Source organism: Candidatus Deferrimicrobiaceae bacterium, from assembly GCA_036504035.1.
GTDB lineage: Bacteria > Desulfobacterota > Deferrimicrobia > Deferrimicrobiales > Deferrimicrobiaceae > JANXPS01.
Genome location: DASXVV010000009.1, coordinates 642,044 through 659,546, shown reverse-complemented (window position 1 = coordinate 659,546; position 17,503 = coordinate 642,044). Strand labels below are relative to the sequence as shown.

Sequence of the window (17,503 nt, the reverse complement as noted above, 5' to 3'; positions counted from 1 at the left end):
CGGAACCGATGAGGTGGCCGATGATCCGCCGAAGTAAAGGAACTCCCCCGATGCTCCGGACGATCGGATGGTGCTCACGCCTTTTCATTTCCCTTCTTGCGGCCCCCGTCCTGGCGATGGAACCTGTCGCCGAACGAATGATGCCCCCGCGCAATATCTCGGGCCTCTGCGCCGATCTCGAGCAGGGTTGGACGAACCTGGCCGGGATCGCCCTGCAGAACGGAGCCGGGCTCGATGCGCCCGATCCGGAGGACCGCCTGAACCGTCCGCCGCTGATCTGCGCGGCCGAGGCCGGACAGGCCGAATCGGTCGCCTTCCTCCTGTCGAAGGGGGCGAAGACGGACGTCACCCGCAACGGGCTCCTCGGGCCGACGACCCCGCTTTCGATTGCGGCGGCGAACGGCCACGGCGAGGTCGTGAAGCTCCTGCTCAAGGCGGGCGCATCCGTGAAAGCGATCAACGGGGGATGGACCCCGCTGATGTCGGCCGCATTCGAGAACGACAAACGGAATGCCGGCGGGTACGCCATCGCGATGCGGGCGCTCCTCGACGCCGGAGCCGACCCGAATGCGGCGAGCGACCGGGGGGAGACCGCATTGACGCTGGCGATCGGGAACCGGAACACGGCCGGCGTCGTCCTCCTCGCGTCCCGGGGGGCGGATCCGGACCGACGGGACGCGAACGGGCGGACCCCGCTCTCCCTTGCCGCCGGCCAGGGGGATGACGAGATGGTCGAAGCGCTCCTCAAGGCCGGGGCGAAGGTCGACGCGGCGGACCGGGACGGAAAGACGGCGTGGGTCTACGGGTTGGAAAAGGCGAACCGGGCGATCATGGACCGGCTCGCCAAGGCGGGCGCGCGCGAACGATACGATGCGGCCAATCTCGACGAGGCGTTCCCGAACGCCGTCTGCGGTGGCGACCTCCCGCTGGTCGGGAAAGTGCTCGGCACGAACGACGCCGACCTGGCGAAGGGGAAACGGTTCGGGACTGCGATCGTCCATGCGGCGCTGTGCGCCCGCATCGATTCCGTCCGCTTCCTCCTCAAAAACGGGGCCGATCCGAACGTCGCCGGGGAGAACGGCGAGACGCCGCTGATGGCCGCCTTGACCGACTACTCCTCGACGGGACGCGAGGCCGCGGTCCGCACGGAGCTTGCCTCCCTGCTGGTCGGGAAGGGCGCCGACGTCAACGCCCGCAACGCGCTCGGAGTGACGCCGCTCCTCCGCGCCGTCACCTGGGACAATCCCGAGGCGGTCCGCCTCCTCCTGTCGAAGAAGGCTGACCCGAACCGGGCCGACGAGAAGGGGAACCTCCCGCTCGTCTCGGCGGTCAAGAAGGGGGAGACCGCCATGACGAAGGCGCTTCTCGACGGCGCGGCCGACCCGAACGCGAAGGATTCCGGCGGAAAATCGGCTTGGGTCCACGCGAACGAGAAAGGGGACAAGGCGATGGCGGCCCTCCTCGAGAAGGCCGGCGCCCGCCCCGATTTCGCGTCGATGAAGTGGGAGGGGAGCGCGTCCGGGATCGCGTCGCTCCGGCAGATGGCGGTCACGACCGACGCGGAGTGGGTTGCGCTCTGGAAACAGGCCTTCGGAAAGGCGGCGCCGTCGATGGACTTCAGCCGGTACTTCGTCGCGTGCGCTTTCCTCGGCCACGACGCCGGGTGGTGGTACGGGATCGGGTTCGACGGGCCGGTCGTCCAGGGGAATACGCTGGTCGTCAACTACACCCTTGCGATGCTGCGCGTTTCTTCCGAGCGGGGTGCTTTCGACCGTCCCGGGATCCGCGGGCAATACGCGATGAAGGTCTTCCCGAAGCGCGAGGGGCTCGAGATCGTCGTGCGTGGCGCTTCGCCGGAGGGGGTGGGGCCATGACAAGGATCGCCTGGTTTCTGCTCGCATTCCTCGTCTCGGCGGAGACCGGGTGCGCATCCCGCCAATGGGTCGCCCCGTCGATGGCGGGAACGGTCGTGGACGCGCGGACCGGGACCCCCCTTGCAGGGGTCGAGATCCAGCGGGCGATCGACCGTTCCGATGCCGTGCCCGTGGGGGCGTCCGCTGCCGACGGTACATTCAGGGTCGCCCCGGAGCAGGTTACCGTCTGGCGGATCCCGCTCGGCGACCCGCTCCATGCCGGTCACTACGCCTTCCGTCTCGACGGGTACAAGGAGCAACGCCGTCCTTTCGGTCTTTTCGGCTACGATGTCCTGCGGGACGCCCCTCCGTCGGTCAAGGGCGGAACGATCCGGCTCGAACACGAATAAGGAGACTCTCATGGATTACCGAAAGGGGCCCGCATCCCGACGCCCCGCTTGCAGCCGAACGCCGATTCGAACGGCTGCGTCGTTCCTGGTCCTGATCGCGGTGCTCCTCGCCGGTGCGCCGTCGACCGCCGCCGGTCCGAAGATCCTCGCCGGGAAGTGGCTCGCCGAACTCGCGGGAGCCGAAGGGGCGGGGTTCACCGCGTATCCGCAACCGCTCGGTTGGCAGGCGGAGCATCCGGAGTCGTACACCGCTCCGTTCCTGGTCGTCGGCACGCGTCCTGCCGGGGACAAGCCGGGCGATGGCGTGACGCTCCGCGGCGTGAAGCGGACGGATGCCGACTGGGTGGTCGCCGACGGCTCCGGCGCCCTCTGGGTCACCGGTCTCCCCGCCCCGGAACCGGGGAAGCCCGTCGTCCTTTCGGGGCGGTTCACGACCGAAGGACTGCTCGCGCTCAAGGGAATCCGCTTCCTCGTCTTCGCCGAGCCGAAAGGGAAGACGGTCGCGCACGCCGGCGATTTCGTCTACTACGCGCTGGCATGAACGAAGAGCTCCACCTGTCCGGTCGAGATCGACGGAGACGCGGCGGCGGTTGCCTTCAACGACGAGCGGGATGCGCTGATCGTCCGTGCCGTCAAGCCCGGCACTGCGAAGATCAGGATCTACTCGCTCTGGTTCACCGAGGATGCGCCGAAGCTTCAGCACGAGCTCTTCCTCACGGTGGAATGAACGATGCCCCCCGATCGAGGCAACGAAGGAGGATGACGGGATGGGAAACAAAGAGAACGTGCGGGCTGTGACGGTGCAGGTCCGACCGGGGAAGGCGGGGGCAATCGTGCTGATCGTCGTCCCCCTCCTCTTCCTCGCGTTCGGCGTCGTTCTGTTCGGGAGCGTCATCGGCGAGTCCGAAGATGGACGTTTGCCGATCATCATGTTCGGGATCATCTGGTGCGTGGTGAACCTAATGCTCACCGGGTACGGGATCTACTCCCTCCGCCACCCGATGGGGGCGACCGGAGTCGAGATCGAGTTCACGGAAAAGAAGGAGGATTCCCCGGCCTGACGGCGAGGAGGATCGCCCCGACCGACCGGTCGAAGATCTTCCCGCCGACCGCTTCGGCCCTTACGCCGGTAGACCTTCAAGATCGTCCCGCCAGGCGCGGACGAGCGGTAATTCCTCGATGGGGAAAAAGCCCGTTTCCGTCAGCCGCTCGTAACAGGCGACCAGGTTGTCCGCGACCGCATTCGCTCCCGCGGAAAGCCGCGTCGCGTCGAGAACATTAACGAGCTCCTCGTTCCGCAGGTATCCCGGCACTTCGTCCCGAAAGTCCGCCATCAGGTCGTGGTCGTTCCGATCCTGCACGACTTCGGGTGAATGGAAGACGACGCCGTGCCCCAGTTCCCACAAGCAGCGCTGGGCGACGAAACTGCGCCAGATGTCGGTCATCCGGAAGGAGCAGAAGCTCGGCAGGTACAGAAGCGGCCAGGCGGGCGGGCGCCACCAGGTCGACTGGCTGTTGAAGGGGCACCAGGCGCCCGGAGGCAGGATCACGCTGTCGCCGTCCCGGAAGCGGAACTCCCGGTCGAGCAATAGTCGCCATACGGCGTCGACGTCCGGCGAGTAGTCGGCCAATCCCTGCTGGACGGGTGCCTCGACGACGACGGTACCCGCTTCCGCGTCGCCCTCGGGGAGGCAGTCCTGCCGCGCCAGCCGCAGGGGAAACCCGCGCGGCCAGATGGTTTCGTCGGTGAAAAAGCGGTAGGCGTTCACCCACGGCGCACGCTTCGCCTTACGTACGGGGACGGATGCGGGTCGGATGCGCCAAGAGGGCAACGGGGCGTTGTCGTCGTCGGTCTCGTAGATGCACGTCGCCCCGTCCCGGATCGCCAGCAGGTATCCCATGTTCTTGCGGGCGTAGTGCCCGGCCGGCAGGAGGCGGGACAGCCGGAACGGCAGCCTCTCCTGTGCGGCCAGGGAGAAAAAGGATGCGCCTTCGAGCGGGAAGGACGCGGGGCCTTTCCGGTCGCCGACGACGATCAGCCTGCCGCCGGCGGAACCCAGCGCCTCCTGCAGGCGCCGCATCGCGGGGGTCGGTTCCTGAATCGTGGTGACGACGGCGAACAACGATTCCCGCTTCATGCGCGGTTCCCTTTTCCGGCGTCGTCCCGCCCTGCGCGGGCGAGCTGGAGCAGGATACGGATGGATTCCAGGACGGGAGCCTTCCCCACCCCGACGCTCGGATTGGAATAATGGATGGGGATCTCGACCCAGGACCAGTCCTGCAGCATGTACCGGATCTCGGTCTGGAAGAAGTGCGCCCGGCTCCTGACGCCTTTCTCGACGACATGGGAAAGCGCCCTGCGGCTGAAGCATTCGAAGCCGCTGGTCATGTCTTTCATTCGCGTTCCCAACAGCAGGTTGGCGAGAAGCGTCCCACCGCGGCTCAGCAGCCACCGCGACCACCGCCCCCGATAGCTTCCCCCCGCGACGAAGCGGCTCCCGGCGGCGAAATCGATCCCGGTTCCGATCGCGTCGAGGAAGCGCGGGATCTCCTCGGGGCAGTGGCTCATGCCGCCGTCCATTTCGAGGATCCACGCGCACCCCGCCGCCAGCGCCTCCCGATATCCGCGGAAATAGGCGTCGACCACGCACCGGTTCTCCGGCGCCCAGACCGCCTCGACACGGCTGTCCGCCGCCGCGATCCCCCGGACCCGTTCCATCGTCTGGTCCCGGCTCTTTTCGTCGAGGATGCAGTAGATGCGGTCGCGCTCCTCCAACTGGGCCAGCACGCGCCGGAGCAAATCCTCGACCGTCGCTTCCTCGTTGGCCATCGGGATCACGACGCCGAGGCGCGGGGGATTTCCGGGAAGATCGGTTTGCGGGAGACCGGGCATTCCCGTCACTGATCCCCTTGCGACTGGAGGAGCCGGCGCAGCCGGATCGGCGCATCCGGGTCGCCGGGGGTGAGGCGCATCACCTCCCGGTAATGCGAGATCGCTTCGTCCTTTCGCCCGGTCTTTTCGAGGTCGGACGCGAGGTTGAAATGGGCATCCGCATAATCGGGCATGATCTGCAGCGCTTCCCGATAACAGGCGATCGCCTCTTCGTACCTGCCCTGGTCGGCCAGTTTCGTCCCCATGTTGTTGAGGAGGACCCGGAGCCGGTCTGCCGCATCCGGGTCGTTTGGGGCGAGCCGCTGCGCTTCCCGGTAATGGACGGCGGCTTCCCCATCCTTCCCCGTCTTTTCCATGAGCGTGGCGAGATTGTAGTGGGAGATCGAATAGTTTGGCTGGATTCTCAAGGACTCCCGGTACTGTGCGACGGCTTCTTCGGTTTTTCCGAGGCGGTTCAGTTCCACGCCCAGATTGTTCCGGATCAGCCAGTTGTCCGAAGTGATCGCCAGGGTGTGCGAAAACAGCGTGACCCCGTTTCGCCAGTATTCGACCTGCGCCCGTGCCGCCGGGGCCAGCGCCAGGAGGGAAGCCGTCGCGATCGCGGCCGCGATGCGGCCCCCGCGGCGGAACGATTCCGCGATATCCGCTCCTCCCCACGCGACCATGATGAAAAGGCCGGTCAACGGCAGGTAGACGAACCGGTCGGCCGTGAAGTGGACCCCCACCCGGACCAGCCCGATCGCCGGCAGGAGCATGCCGAGAAACCAGAACCACCCCACAAGGAGGTAGGGGCGGCGACGGGCCTGGTGAAGGACCAGCGCGGAAACGCCCGCCAGCAAGAGCGCCGCCGCGCCCAGTTCCCAGAGGGGCGGGGCGCTTGCCGGATAAGGGTAGAGGACCGCCAGGTTCGCCGGCCAGAGCGTCTTCCCGATGTAGGTCGCGTACGCGATGAGCGAATTCTCGATTCGCAGCAACAGCGGGGCGGCCGTGTCGAGGGCCCCGCCTTCATTCTGGGCGATGACGGCGATGATGCCGAAAACGATCGACAGCGCCAGGAGCGGGGCCTTTTCTCCCGCGAGTTTCGCGAACGAGGGACGCGGGGAAGGCCGGACATTTCCCAGCGGCCAGTAGTCCAGCAGGAGCAGCACGAACGGAAGCGTGATCAGCGTCGATTTTGACATGAGCCCGAGGAGGAAGAAAAAGGCGACCGCAAGGTATCTCGAAATGCCCGGTCGCTCAACGTATCTTCGGTAGGCAAAAAGGGTGAGCAGGAAGAAGAAGCCGCACAGGAGGTCCTTCCGGTCGGCAATCCATGCCACCGGCTCCACGTGCAGGGGGTGGAGGGAGAACCATGCCGCCACGAGGGCGCTGCGCCCGAACGCCCCGGTCACGCGGTTGAGAAAAAAGAACAGCAGCAGCGTGTTGGCGACGTGGATCAGCAGGCTGACCAGATGATGCCCGCCCGCGTTCAACCCGAACATCGAGACGTCCGCCATGTGCGACAGAAGGGTGATGGGGTGCCAGTTGATGACATGAATGCCGCCGAACGCCCATCGGACGCCATGCGCCGTCAGCCCCCCCTTGACGACCTCGTTCGATTCCACGTAAGCCCCGTCGTCCATGGCGATGAACGAATGGTGGCGGATCGGGCTGTAGACCGCGACGGCGGCGAGAACGAGCAACACGGCCGCCAGAATGACGCGGTGGGACCCGCCCCCCGAATGATTCCCCTCTGGAACCGCTTGCTCGCTCACCGGTTTCCCCTCGATGCGAAAATTCGACGGAGTGAATTATGGCATACCCTGGTAAGAAAGGGCTCGCGCGCTTTGTCGCGTCGATGGCGGTTTTCGCTTGGCGCCGCTCAACCTGGGCATACGTGACGGCCGTCATGGTATTGTTCGCCTCCCGGGGGCGGGCGAGTCCGCTTCCCGCCGAGGACTAATGGGGCAGTCAACGATACCCATTGGATGTCATAAAATCGATCGTGTGGCTGAATGAACCGAACGGGACATACGGAGAGAGGCATGCCGACCGGTGATGCGATCATATGACTCTTACCCTCACGCCAGCCGGTCATCTGATGATGATCGGACCGGGCGAAAAAATAGCGCAGGCATTCGCGGAGTCCCAGGCCGCGGGCATCATGGCCCTGGCCGGTGGGAAGTCCGCGCCCGACTGGCCGCTCTCCTGGATGTTCTGGCGCGATTTCGGCACGCGTTACCTTCAATTGCTTTCCCATGCCCTGCCGTCGCAGGATCGCCTCGAACCGCTCCCGCCTCCGGACGCTTCCATCCTTTCCGGCCTGACGCTGGACATTCCCCCCATGCCGGGAGCCGAGTACTGCACGCCCGACGTTCTTGCCGCCATCTGGATCGATCTCGATCGCTGGACGATGGATTCGATCGGTGGGAATCCCGAGGGCCTGGCCGGGTTTCTGCACCGGTACGCGCCGCTTTGGCGACAGGTGGGACGGGTTTGTTTCCATCTGGCCGAAAACAGGAAGGACCCCGAATATCCCTTCGCCTTCATGGCGACCTACATCCCCCGCCTGGGCAAGAACTCCCGCGCCCAGCATTTGCCTCTCAGCCAGGCGCTTCGCGAGTATGCCGGCGCGAACAACCGTGAAGCGTTGCTGCGCCTTCTGGAACCGGTCCACGAGGCAGGGAAGCGATGCGAGTGGGTCCGGGAGCTGCAGGAGAGCGGCGACATCTATCACCCCCTGGCCTGGACACCGGAGGAAGCCTATCCGTTTCTCAAGAATGTCCCCGCCCTGGAGGAGAGCGGCCTGGTGGTGCGTCTGCCGGACTGGTGGAAAAAACGTCCCCGTCCCCGGGTGCAGGTTGCTCTCGGATCGAAGGTTGGAGAAACCCTGTCGGCTTCGGCCCTGCTGGATTTTCAGGTTCAGATGACGCTGGACGGCGCCGATCTCACGCCGGAGGAAATCGCGGCGATGACGACGTCCGGCGAAGGGCTCGCGCTCTTGCGGGGGCAGTGGGTCGAAGTGGATGGCGAAAAACTGCGCCAGGCGCTGGAACAGTGGCGGCGGGTCGAGGCCGAGGCCGGGGACGACGGCCTTTCGTTTGCGGAAGGGATGCGTCTCCTGGCGGGCGCCCGGCGGGACCTGACCGGAAACGATCCCACGCTGGATGAAACCGGCTGGGCCTTCGTTTCGGCGGACGACCGGTTGCGGGAGATGCTGGCCGGGCTGCGGGAACCGGCACGGCTGGCGGCCGCCACGGCCGGTTCCGGGTTGCAGGCGACGCTGCGCCCTTATCAGCAGACCGGTCTCAACTGGCTCTGGTTCCTTTCGGAACTGGGACTGGGCGCCTGCCTGGCCGACGACATGGGGCTCGGAAAAACCATTCAGGTCATCTCCCTTCTGCTGGCACGGAAGGGGCCGGCAGGCAATCGCGCTCCCAGCCTGCTGGTGTTGCCGGCCTCGCTGCTTTCCAACTGGATGAGCGAACTGGATCGATTCGCGCCGTCGCTCAAGGTCGTCTGCCTGCATCCCTCGGCGACGGACCGATCGGAATTGGCGCTCATCGCCGAAGACCCTGAACGGTCCCTGGCATCGACCGATGCGGTGCTGACCACCTACGGCATGCTCCAGCGTCAGGAATGGATCCGAAAACTCGACTGGGACCTGATCGTCCTGGACGAAGCCCAGGCCATCAAGAACCCCGGCACGCGACAGGCAAAGGCGGTAAAAACCCTTTCCGGAAGGGCACGGATCGCACTGACCGGCACCCCGGTCGAAAACCGCTTGTCCGATCTCTGGTCGCTTTTCGACTTCCTCTGTCCCGGCCTGCTGGGCTCCGCTTCCCGGTTCAAGCAGTTCGTCGCCTCGCTCGAGAAGCACGAGCCGCCGTCGTACGCCCCGTTGCGCACGCTGGTGCAGCCTTATATCCTGCGCCGCATGAAGACCGACCGCAGCGTCATCAGCGATCTTCCCGACAAGGTCGAGATGTCGGCCTGGTGCGGCCTGAGCAAGGCACAGGCGCGGTTGTACGCCCAGGCGGTGAAGGAACTGGCCGTGGCGCTCGCCGAACCGCGGGAGGGAATGAAGCGGAGGGGGTTGATCCTTTCGTCGCTGATGCGATTCAAGCAGATCTGCAACCATCCCGGTCAGGCGCTGGGGGACGGCGACTACGCCGAGGAACGAAGCGGCAAGTTTTTGCGCCTGCGGGAGCTGGCCGAGGAGATCGCCTCCCGCCAGGAAAAGGTGCTGGTCTTCACCCAGTTCCGGGAGATGACCGGGCCGATCGCCGATTTCATGGCGATCCTGTTCGGCCGCCCCGGCCTGGTGCTGCACGGCGGTACGCCGGTGGGCGAACGGAGTAAACTCGTAGAGCGCTTCCAGCATGAAGACGGGCCGCCTTTCTTCGTCCTCTCGCTCAAGGCCGGCGGATCCGGTCTCAATCTGACCGCGGCCGCCCATGTCATCCATTTCGACCGATGGTGGAACCCGGCGGTGGAGAATCAGGCCACCGACCGCGCTTTCCGCATCGGCCAGAAAAAGAACGTCATGGTGCACAAGTTCGTCTGCAAGGGAACGGTGGAAGAGAAGATCGACGCGTTGATTTCCGCCAAGTCGGGGCTGGCGGCCGGGCTGCTGGAAGGGGCGGAAACGCTGCTGACCGAGATGGACGATGAGGCGTTGTTGAAGCTGGTGGCACTTGATCTCGAAAAGGCGGGTTTATGAGAAGAAGGTCCTCAAGCATAAGTCGTTTCGGATGGGCGCCTTACGTGCCGGTCGCCGAACGTCGAGCAAAGGCGCAAAAGCAACTCGTCAAAATGAGTCGGAACGGGATGGATCATTATCCCGTGCATATCGCCGGCCGGAAGATCGCAGAATCGTTCTGGGGCAAGGCGTGGTGCGACCACATGGAGTCGTTCGGCGATTACGTCAACCGTCTGCCCCGTGGCCGCAGCTATGTCCGGAATGGATCGGTCTGTCATCTCGAGATCCGGGGCGGCCTGATCACGGCCATCGTCAGCGGATCGACGCTCTATAACGTATCCATCACCATAGCTCCGCTCAGGAAAACGAAGTGGGATGCCGTCCGGTCTGCCTGCACCGGAAAGATCGGGTCGCTGATCGATCTATTGCACGGGAAACTCGATCGCGGGGTCATGGAAGTCGTTTCGAATCGAAATAACGGATTGTTCCCGCTCCCCGGCGAGATGAAATTCGACTGCGACTGCCCGGACTGGGCCGTCATGTGCAAACACGTGGCGGCTGTGCTTTATGGTGTGGGCGCCCGACTCGACCACTCGCCCGAGATGCTGTTCCTCCTTCGTGGGGTGAATCATGAAGAGCTGGTCGACGTTTCCAAGGCGGTTGCAGGTGTAGCCAAGGCCGGATCGTCCCGCCGGAGGATCGCCGCGTCCGGCATCGCCGATGTGTTCGGGATCGACCTGGCGGAAACCGTGGAAGAGGTTTCGGAAGCGTCCGCCGTTCCCCTCGCATCGAACCCGCAGACGCAGGAAAAACCTGAAGGTGTCCCTTTACCGAGAAAGTTGACCGGCAAGGTCATTTTCGCCTGGAGGTCGTCTCTGGGTGAGACGCAGGCCGTATTCGCATCCCGCATCGGGGTAACCGCCACCACCATTTCGCAATGGGAGAACAAGGGGAAAGCGGCTATCGGGATGCAGGCTCGCACGATATCGGCAGTAGGCAACGCTTGGAAGCTGACACATGCAGGATGATCGACTGATAGAACGGCAAACCTTCGGCGTGGTCTCTCAGTCCCCGTGTTTCCATTCCGACAGCGTCTGTTCGACATCCATGGTCTTGTGGCACCGGGCGCACGCCTGCGGGATCGTCAGCGGCCCCTGGGTCCTGACCCGGCTGAACCGGAACGTGTGTTTGTGATTCGTGTCCTTTCCGGGTCCGACGAAGGACTCGGCAAGTCATCGCTGCGAGGGAACGGCCGTCGCAAGCGGACCGTTCACGGCTCCCCCCAGGCGGCCGAAACCGTCAACAAGAGGCATAAGCCGACAAGGAGCAGTCACGCGGCCAGGGTGTCGGCCAAGTGGCGGCGGAACCAGTCGGCAGCCAGCTTCGCGACACCTTCAAGCGCGCCCGCCTCTTCGAATAGATGGGTGGCGCCGGGGACGATTTCGATCCGCTTCGTGCAGGTCATTTTCCGGTAGGCATCCCGATTCAATCGCAGGACGAACTCGTCGCGTTCCCCGACGATCAGAAGCGTTGGTGCGGTTACCCTCCCGAGCGAGGCCTCTGCCAGGTCGGGGCGCCCTCCCCGGGAGACCACCGCGCCGATCTTTTCGCCGCCGGGTATGGCCGCCGCCTTTATAGCGGCAGCGGCGCCCGTGCTTGCGCCGAAATAACCCAGCGCGTGATGCCTTGCTTCCGGCATTTTGGCCAGCGAGCGGGTCGCACGCGACAACCGGTCGGTTATCAGGTCTATCTCGAAGCGGTTTGCGGAATCGATATCCTCGTCCTCTGTCAACAGGTCGAACAGCAAGGTACCAAATCCCGCTTCCCGAAGGACCCGAGCCACGAAGGCATTCCGAGGGCTCAGCCGGCTGCTGCCGCTTCCGTGCGCAAACAGCACGATCCCGTGCGCGCCCCGAGGCAAAGCAAACTCGCCGGGCAAGGACACGTCGCCTGCCGGGATTTCCAGGTGCCGGATGAGGTTGGGTGACGGTTCCGCCAAGATGTCCATCCTCCCCCCTATTTGATGTTCGGCGGGAACGCCGCGATCTGCATGGCCGCCCTGCATGCGATGACCGGGGCAGGGTGGCTTGCCGAGAAGCGTCTTCCTCACGCCGGACGAATGCACCGCACGAGACGCTCGCCGCGCTACCCCGACGCCTCCGCGACGCGCACTTCGACGGAAAGCAGTTCCGTTCCGCGGATCACCGTCAGGGAGATCGTGGTGTAGACCGATTCGTTGCCGAGCGCGCGCTGGATCGCGTCCATGTCCCCGACGCCCTTGTCGCCGAGGAGGACGACGATGTCCCCGGTGTGGATCCCCGCGGCGGCGGCAGGCCCTTCGAGATCGAGCACCACGACTTCGACGCCCGTGTCCAGCTGCAGGTTGTAGTAGCGGACGATCCGGCGGTCGATCCGGCGTACCCGGCCGGAGAAACCCATGTATCCCCGCCGCACGCGGCCGTGCGTCAGCAACTCCGACACGACCGTCCTTGCGATGTTCGAAGGGATCGCGAAGCCGATTCCCTGGGCGGAGGCGATGATCGCCGTGTTGATGCCGACGACATGGCCGCTCGAATCGACCAGCGGGCCGCCCGAGTTTCCCGGGTTGAGCGGCGCGGTGTGCTGGATGACGTTCTCGATCAGCCGCCCATCCCGGCTCCGGAGGGCGCGACCGAGCGAGCTGACGACCCCGGTCGAGACCGTGGATTGGAAGCCGAACGGGTTCCCGATGGCGATGACGAGTTGGCCGGGGTGCAACCGGTCGGAATCGCCCAGCGTCGCGTAGGGGAGTCCCGACTCCTCGGCCCGAACCAGGGCGAGGTCGTCGGCGGGATCCTTGCCCACGGGCATCGCGGAAATGTGTGTGCCGTCCTTGAGCGTGACCTCGAAGCGGGTGCCGCCGGCGACGACATGGGCGTTCGTCAGAATGTATCCGTCGGGCGCAACGAGCACGCCGGAGCCGCCGCCAAGCTCCCCCATCCGGTCCCGCCGGTCCTCGGCGATCGCCGCCAGGCTGACGACTGTCGGCGAAACCGCCTCCGAGACGGTGATGACCGCGCGGGAATAGGCGTCGAGCAACGCGATGTCCGACCGGCTGGACGGATCGACTTCGCACCCTCCTTCGAATTTTTCAACCCGCATGATCCGCCCCCGCCGCTTCCGACTGCCTTATAAGATGCGCAGGCTCCGGCTTCAGTTCGCAGGAGGGAACCCGGAAGCCGGACCGGGTGTCTAAACAGAAGGAAACCGAAGGGAAAGGAGAAGGAAAAATGTCGAAAATCCTGAGCTGCAGGGACTTGGTGACCGGTTGCACGGCCGTGTTCCGGGGCGTGACCGAGGAGGATGTGATCAAGCAGGAAATCGAGCACTCCCGGTCGGCTCACCATCTGGGGGAAGTCCCGAAGAGCCTGGAAAGGAAGATGCATCGCCTGGTCCAGGACGACCGGAAGGGGTAGCGGTTCAGCCTTCCAACGCGGTCCGGTTGATTTCGAACCGTCCCGGCGTGAAGGCTGGCCCGTTCGAGATCCGTCCGGCGGAGGATATGTCGGCCGCGATAGCGAAAACCGGGAAGCGGCGCTCGAAGGCCCGGAAAGCAGCATGAGCCCGTCGCCTGGAGGAGGAAAACGGATCCCGGAACGGTCCGTGCGCTCCTGTCCACCCGGCCCCGCTTTCGGGCTCACAACTCCAAGGCTTCACTAAAACCGGGGCGATTCAGTCGGTGAGCGGGAGGACTGCGACGATCTCTGCTATCCGAATCGCTTGACGCGGGATCTTTCGAGCGATAAACTGCTACCTGTGAGGTGGTTGTATGGCGTCATCGATGTACGGGGCAGGCGCCGAATACGCGCTCCACTCCCTGCTCAACCTGGCCGCCCGGAAGGAGCCGACCAGCGTGCGCGACCTCGCCGGCTTCCAGGGCATCCCCGAGCGCTTCCTCGCCAAGCTGTTCTCGAGATTACGGAAGGCCGGGATCGTGGCGGGGACGGAGGGGATCGCCGGCGGCTTCGTGCTCGCGCGCTCGCCGGAACGGGTCACCTTCCTCGATGTGCTCGAGGCGGTCGATCCTCGCCGGACGCTGTTCGAGTGCGCAGAGATCCGGCGCCACTGCGACCTGTTCGAGGGAGCCCCGCCGAAGTGGGCGACAAAGGGCATGTGCCGCATCCATGCGTTCATGAACGAGGCCGAGCAGGCGCTCAAGGCTCACCTGGCGTCGAAGACGCTCGCCGACCTGATGGCCGAGTTCGAACGAAAGGCACCCGCGGCGTTCGCGGAGGAGGCAGCGCTCTGGTTCCGGCACCATACGGAACGACGCACCAGGCGGCAGGGGGCAGCCCCTGCCCCGACCGACCAAATCACGAAGAGGAGGAGATCATGAATCTGCCTGAGACGTTGATGGAGGTCCTGAAACACGACGGCGTTGTCGCCATCGGGACGACGGGGCCGGAAGGCCAGCACATGGTGAACACCTGGAACAGCTACATCCAGGTCGCCGGAGACGGCCGCCTCCTGATCCCGGCCGGATACATGCAGCGGACCGAGGCCAACCTCGCCACCGACCCCCGGGTGCTCGTGACACTGGGCAGCAGCAAGGTCCGGGGGAAGAACGCGATGGGCACGGGCTTCCTGCTGGAAGGGACGGGCGTCTTCGTCGCCGAGGGGCCGGACTTCGACGTGGTTAAGTCACGATTCAAATGGGCCCGGGCCGCGCTGGCGATTACCGTCGCCTCCGCCACCCAGACGCTCTAGCCCTAGCAGGCGTCCGCGGGAAATCGTCGCGTGGCTTGGGGCGGGAAGCCGGAAAAGCGGCTCGGCCGCTGCGTCCCGTCCCGTGACGACTTCCCATTTTCCGTATCCCCCCGGCAAGCATCAGAGGCGACGAGGAGGTAGCCGATCGTCCTGTGGCGTCCTCGTTTGGGTTCGTGCCGGCTCCTTGTCACACTTGGTGTAAGCCGTTACAATTTGCCATAGACTGCCGACGTCTCATCTCCGGAACGGAGTACCCCTTTGAAGTCCGCCTCGGCCCTCGCGACGCTGATCCTTATCCTGTCCGTCCTCCTCCTTGCCGGGTGCGGCGGGAGCGGATCTGGTGCGGCTGTCGTAGGAGATAACGGTCACCCTGCCTTGGTGATCCCAGACCCGCCGGAAATACATGGCATTATCATTTGGATGCCTCATTGGGATTCGTATGAGGTCACCCGATCCCTGTATGACGGCCGCACCCACTGGGGGGTCGGCCGCTTCGACACCCGAACATACTACCCGCAGGTCGGTGGCGGGGGGTACGACGCTTTCCTTGCAAAGTACGACACGGACGGGAACCGGACCTGGGGACAGCTCCTCGGCGGTGCGGGAGACGAGGCTGCGTACGGCGTTGCCAGCAACGGGGACAACGCGGTCTACGTCGTCGGCACGACGAACTCTCCCGTGATGGACAATCTGGTCGGGGCGGGAGGGAACGACGCATTCATCGCCAGATTCGATGCCGCCGGAAACCGGCTCTGGACACGATTGCTGGGCGGAAGCGGAGACGAAGTGGCAAGGCATGTCGCCATCGGAAGCGGCGGGGACGTCTTCGTCGCGGGCTCCACGACCTCTTCAGTCCTGGACAACCAAGCCGGTGCCGGCGGAAGTGATACCTTCCTGGTGAAGTACGACAACCTTGGCAACCGGGTCTGGACGAGGCTCTTGGGAGGGGCAGGCGACGAGGTGGTACGTGACCTGAAGATCGATGGGAGCGGGAACATCTACATCATCGGCTCCACGACCTCTTCCGTGCTGGACAACCAGACTGCTGCGGGCGGAAGCGACGCCTTTCTCGCCAAGTACGACGCCAACGGCAATCGGGTCTGGGCGCGGGTTTTCGGGGGGGCGGGCGACGATGGTGCCCTGGGGCTCACGATCGATGGCGCGGGAAACGCCTACATCGGGGGCTACAGCTACTCCTACCGGCTCGATGGCTGGCTGAACACTACTTCCTATGGGAACGACAACGTGACCGCCGACGCCTTCCTGGCCAAGTATGATTCCGGCGGGAACCTTGCCTGGAGCCGTTTGCTCGGGTCCTACTCCAACAACTTCGGCGTGGGGCTGAGCATGGAAACGAATGGGGCTGTCACCCTGGCCGGCTTGACGGGGTGCGACTCCTTGACCAGGTCAGGGGATTACACCCCGATCTCCGGCGATATCCACTTTTGGGCCAGCTTTGATCCGACCGGGGGATTGCTCGGTATCTCGTCGATGGAAGAATTCTAGGTAGAGCATACCGTGAAGCCCACCTCGCTTTTCCCGACGCTTACCCTATTCCTGTCCGCCCTCCTTCTCGCCGGGTGCGGTGGAGGCAGTTCGACCACCCCCGGGCAAAGATCATTGATCGGCGGCAGCCTGCAAGGAACACCCCTGTCCCTCTCCCAAGTCGTCTCCACCTTCGCAGGGACGGCAAGGGGCTACGGTTCGGCTGATTGCGTCGTCGGCACGGCCGCAACCTTTTATTGCCCCAGCGGCGTAACGACAGACGGAACGAACCTCTTCGTGCTGGATACGAACAACTGTACGATCCGGAAGGTGGTCATCGCTACGGGAGAGGTGACGACCCTGACTGGGACGGTCGGGATCTACGGCCACGCCGACAACGTGCTGGGCTCGGGGGGAACAACATTCAACGCCCCCTTCGGCATCACGACGGACGGGACGAACCTCTACGTGGCGGACACCATCAACCACCAGATTAGAAAAGTGACGATTGCCACGGGGGCTGTGACGACGCTGGCGGGGGACTGGCGATTTGGAGGGGGATACCTGGACAGCACACCGGGGCTGTCCCTCGCGCTCTTCGACACGCCTCTCGGCATCACGACGGACGGGACGAACCTTTACGTGGCGGATACGTACAACCACCTGATTCGGAAATCGTAATCGCCACGGGCACCGTGTCGACCTTGGCCGGAACCTTCGGGATCGTCCCCGGTCATGTCGACAACGCGGCGGGTCCCGGGGGGACAACCTTCAACACGCCTCAGGGCATTACGACTGACGGGACGAATCTCTACGTAGCGGATAGCGGCAACAACCTGATCCGGAGGGTAACGATTGCCACGGGCGCCGTGACAACGATGGCCGGGACAGCCGAAGTCTCAGGGCATGATGACAATGTGCTGGGACCGGGGGGGACAACCTTCTCCAATCCCGTCGGTATCACGACGGACGGGACGAACCTTTACGTGACGGAGACCAATAACCACTTGGTCCGGAAGGTGGCAATCGCCACAGAGGCCGTAACAACGGTTGCGGGGACGTCCGGGGTCGAAGGGAACAATGACGACACTGTGGGGTCAGGGATAACGACCTTCAATATCCCTCGCGGCATCACAACGGACGGAACGAGCCTGTACGTGGCGGACAGATCGAACCACACGATCAGAAAGATTCGATAAGCGTCAAGCCAGTCCCGAACGAGGAGCGCGCCCGCCGTCCAGTGGTGTCCGTCGGACTTTCTCCGTACTTGCCTTGCCGGTGGGGGCGGTGGGGTAGTAAGGAGAAGCCACGTCCGGTGCGGGCTGGTGAGCTTCCCTGTCTCCCCGGTCTTCCCGCCGGAGCTGACCGGGTCCCGGGGGCACGGTGTCCGCGTCGCAGTCCCGAGGGGGCGGGGCAGGTGTGCTACTGGCCGAAG

General features: G+C 64.7%; 17 protein-coding genes. 12 read left to right on the top strand and 5 right to left on the bottom strand.

Going from position 1 to position 17,503, the window contains the following annotated elements:
- Positions 1-20 precede the first annotated feature (20 nt).
- From VGK27_08725 to VGK27_08710, 4 genes are all read left to right on the top strand, one after another.
- Complete coding sequence (locus tag VGK27_08725; protein ID HEY3490187.1) at positions 21-1,874, top strand: ankyrin repeat domain-containing protein; 1,854 nt, start codon at positions 21-23, stop codon at positions 1,872-1,874.
- Positions 1,871-2,263, top strand: a complete 393-nt coding sequence (locus tag VGK27_08720) for a hypothetical protein (GenBank protein HEY3490186.1) — start codon at positions 1,871-1,873, stop codon at positions 2,261-2,263. Before VGK27_08725 ends, VGK27_08720 begins: the two co-directional genes overlap by 4 nt.
- Positions 2,264-2,273: 10 nt before the next feature.
- Positions 2,274-2,804, top strand: coding sequence for a hypothetical protein (locus VGK27_08715; protein ID HEY3490185.1), 531 nt, complete (start codon positions 2,274-2,276; stop codon positions 2,802-2,804).
- A 226-nt stretch (positions 2,805-3,030) separates the two neighbouring features.
- Positions 3,031-3,324: a hypothetical protein gene (locus tag VGK27_08710; GenBank protein HEY3490184.1), complete on the top strand. Its 294-nt coding sequence runs from the start codon at positions 3,031-3,033 to the stop codon at positions 3,322-3,324.
- 60 nt (positions 3,325-3,384) lie between these two features.
- On the opposite strand, the gene VGK27_08705 is transcribed toward VGK27_08710, so the two are convergent.
- The 3 genes from VGK27_08705 to VGK27_08695 are packed head-to-tail and all read right to left on the bottom strand — an operon-like array spanning position 3,385 to position 6,910.
- On the bottom strand, positions 3,385-4,401 hold the full coding sequence (locus VGK27_08705; GenBank protein HEY3490183.1) for an STELLO glycosyltransferase family protein: 1,017 nt from the start codon (positions 4,399-4,401) through the stop codon (positions 3,385-3,387).
- A complete protein-coding gene (locus tag VGK27_08700; GenBank protein ID HEY3490182.1) occupies positions 4,398-5,156 on the bottom strand; it encodes a glycosyltransferase family 2 protein in 759 nt (252 codons plus the stop codon). The genes VGK27_08705 and VGK27_08700 overlap by 4 nt, the downstream gene beginning before the upstream one ends.
- Positions 5,157-5,161: 5 nt before the next feature.
- Positions 5,162-6,910, bottom strand: coding sequence for a tetratricopeptide repeat protein (locus VGK27_08695; GenBank protein ID HEY3490181.1), 1,749 nt, complete (start codon positions 6,908-6,910; stop codon positions 5,162-5,164).
- Positions 6,911-7,236: 326 nt separating this feature from the next.
- On the opposite strand from VGK27_08695, the gene VGK27_08690 reads away from it, so the two are divergent.
- Both VGK27_08690 and VGK27_08685 read left to right on the top strand, forming a co-directional pair.
- On the top strand, positions 7,237-9,858 hold the full coding sequence (locus tag VGK27_08690; protein HEY3490180.1) for a DEAD/DEAH box helicase: 2,622 nt from the start codon (positions 7,237-7,239) through the stop codon (positions 9,856-9,858).
- A gap of 107 nt (positions 9,859-9,965) precedes the next feature.
- Positions 9,966-10,865 (top strand): SWIM zinc finger family protein, encoded by a 900-nt coding sequence (locus tag VGK27_08685; GenBank protein ID HEY3490179.1) that lies wholly within the window; start codon positions 9,966-9,968, stop codon positions 10,863-10,865.
- Between the two features lie 302 nt (positions 10,866-11,167).
- Here the strand turns inward: VGK27_08685 and VGK27_08680 are convergent, their stop codons facing one another.
- Together VGK27_08680 and VGK27_08675 are read right to left on the bottom strand one after the other, a co-directional pair.
- A complete protein-coding gene (locus VGK27_08680) occupies positions 11,168-11,845 on the bottom strand; it encodes an alpha/beta family hydrolase (protein ID HEY3490178.1) in 678 nt (225 codons plus the stop codon).
- Positions 11,846-11,982: 137 nt separating this feature from the next.
- The gene (locus VGK27_08675; protein ID HEY3490177.1) at positions 11,983-12,978 is read right to left on the bottom strand and encodes a trypsin-like peptidase domain-containing protein; all 996 of its coding nucleotides are present in this window, start codon (positions 12,976-12,978) and stop codon (positions 11,983-11,985) included.
- A gap of 128 nt (positions 12,979-13,106) precedes the next feature.
- On the opposite strand from VGK27_08675, the gene VGK27_08670 reads away from it, so the two are divergent.
- The 6 genes from VGK27_08670 to VGK27_08645 all read left to right on the top strand — a co-directional run bounded on the left by VGK27_08670 (position 13,107) and on the right by VGK27_08645 (position 17,267).
- The gene (locus tag VGK27_08670; GenBank protein HEY3490176.1) at positions 13,107-13,292 is read left to right on the top strand and encodes a DUF1059 domain-containing protein; all 186 of its coding nucleotides are present in this window, start codon (positions 13,107-13,109) and stop codon (positions 13,290-13,292) included.
- A gap of 353 nt (positions 13,293-13,645) precedes the next feature.
- Entirely contained in the window at positions 13,646-14,212 is a 567-nt protein-coding gene (locus VGK27_08665; GenBank protein ID HEY3490175.1) for an Rrf2 family transcriptional regulator, read from the top strand.
- Complete coding sequence (locus tag VGK27_08660; GenBank protein HEY3490174.1) at positions 14,209-14,583, top strand: pyridoxamine 5'-phosphate oxidase family protein; 375 nt, start codon at positions 14,209-14,211, stop codon at positions 14,581-14,583. Before VGK27_08665 ends, VGK27_08660 begins: the two co-directional genes overlap by 4 nt.
- 420 nt (positions 14,584-15,003) lie before the next feature.
- Positions 15,004-16,089, top strand: a complete 1,086-nt coding sequence (locus VGK27_08655) for an SBBP repeat-containing protein (protein HEY3490173.1) — start codon at positions 15,004-15,006, stop codon at positions 16,087-16,089.
- Positions 16,090-16,101: 12 nt separating this feature from the next.
- Positions 16,102-16,749 carry a hypothetical protein gene (locus tag VGK27_08650; GenBank protein ID HEY3490172.1) on the top strand — a complete coding sequence of 216 codons (648 nt, stop codon included), beginning with the start codon at positions 16,102-16,104 and terminating at the stop codon, positions 16,747-16,749.
- Positions 16,750-16,772: 23 nt separating this feature from the next.
- Positions 16,773-17,267, top strand: coding sequence for a hypothetical protein (locus VGK27_08645; GenBank protein ID HEY3490171.1), 495 nt, complete (start codon positions 16,773-16,775; stop codon positions 17,265-17,267).
- The last annotated feature ends 236 nt before the right edge of the window (positions 17,268-17,503 follow it).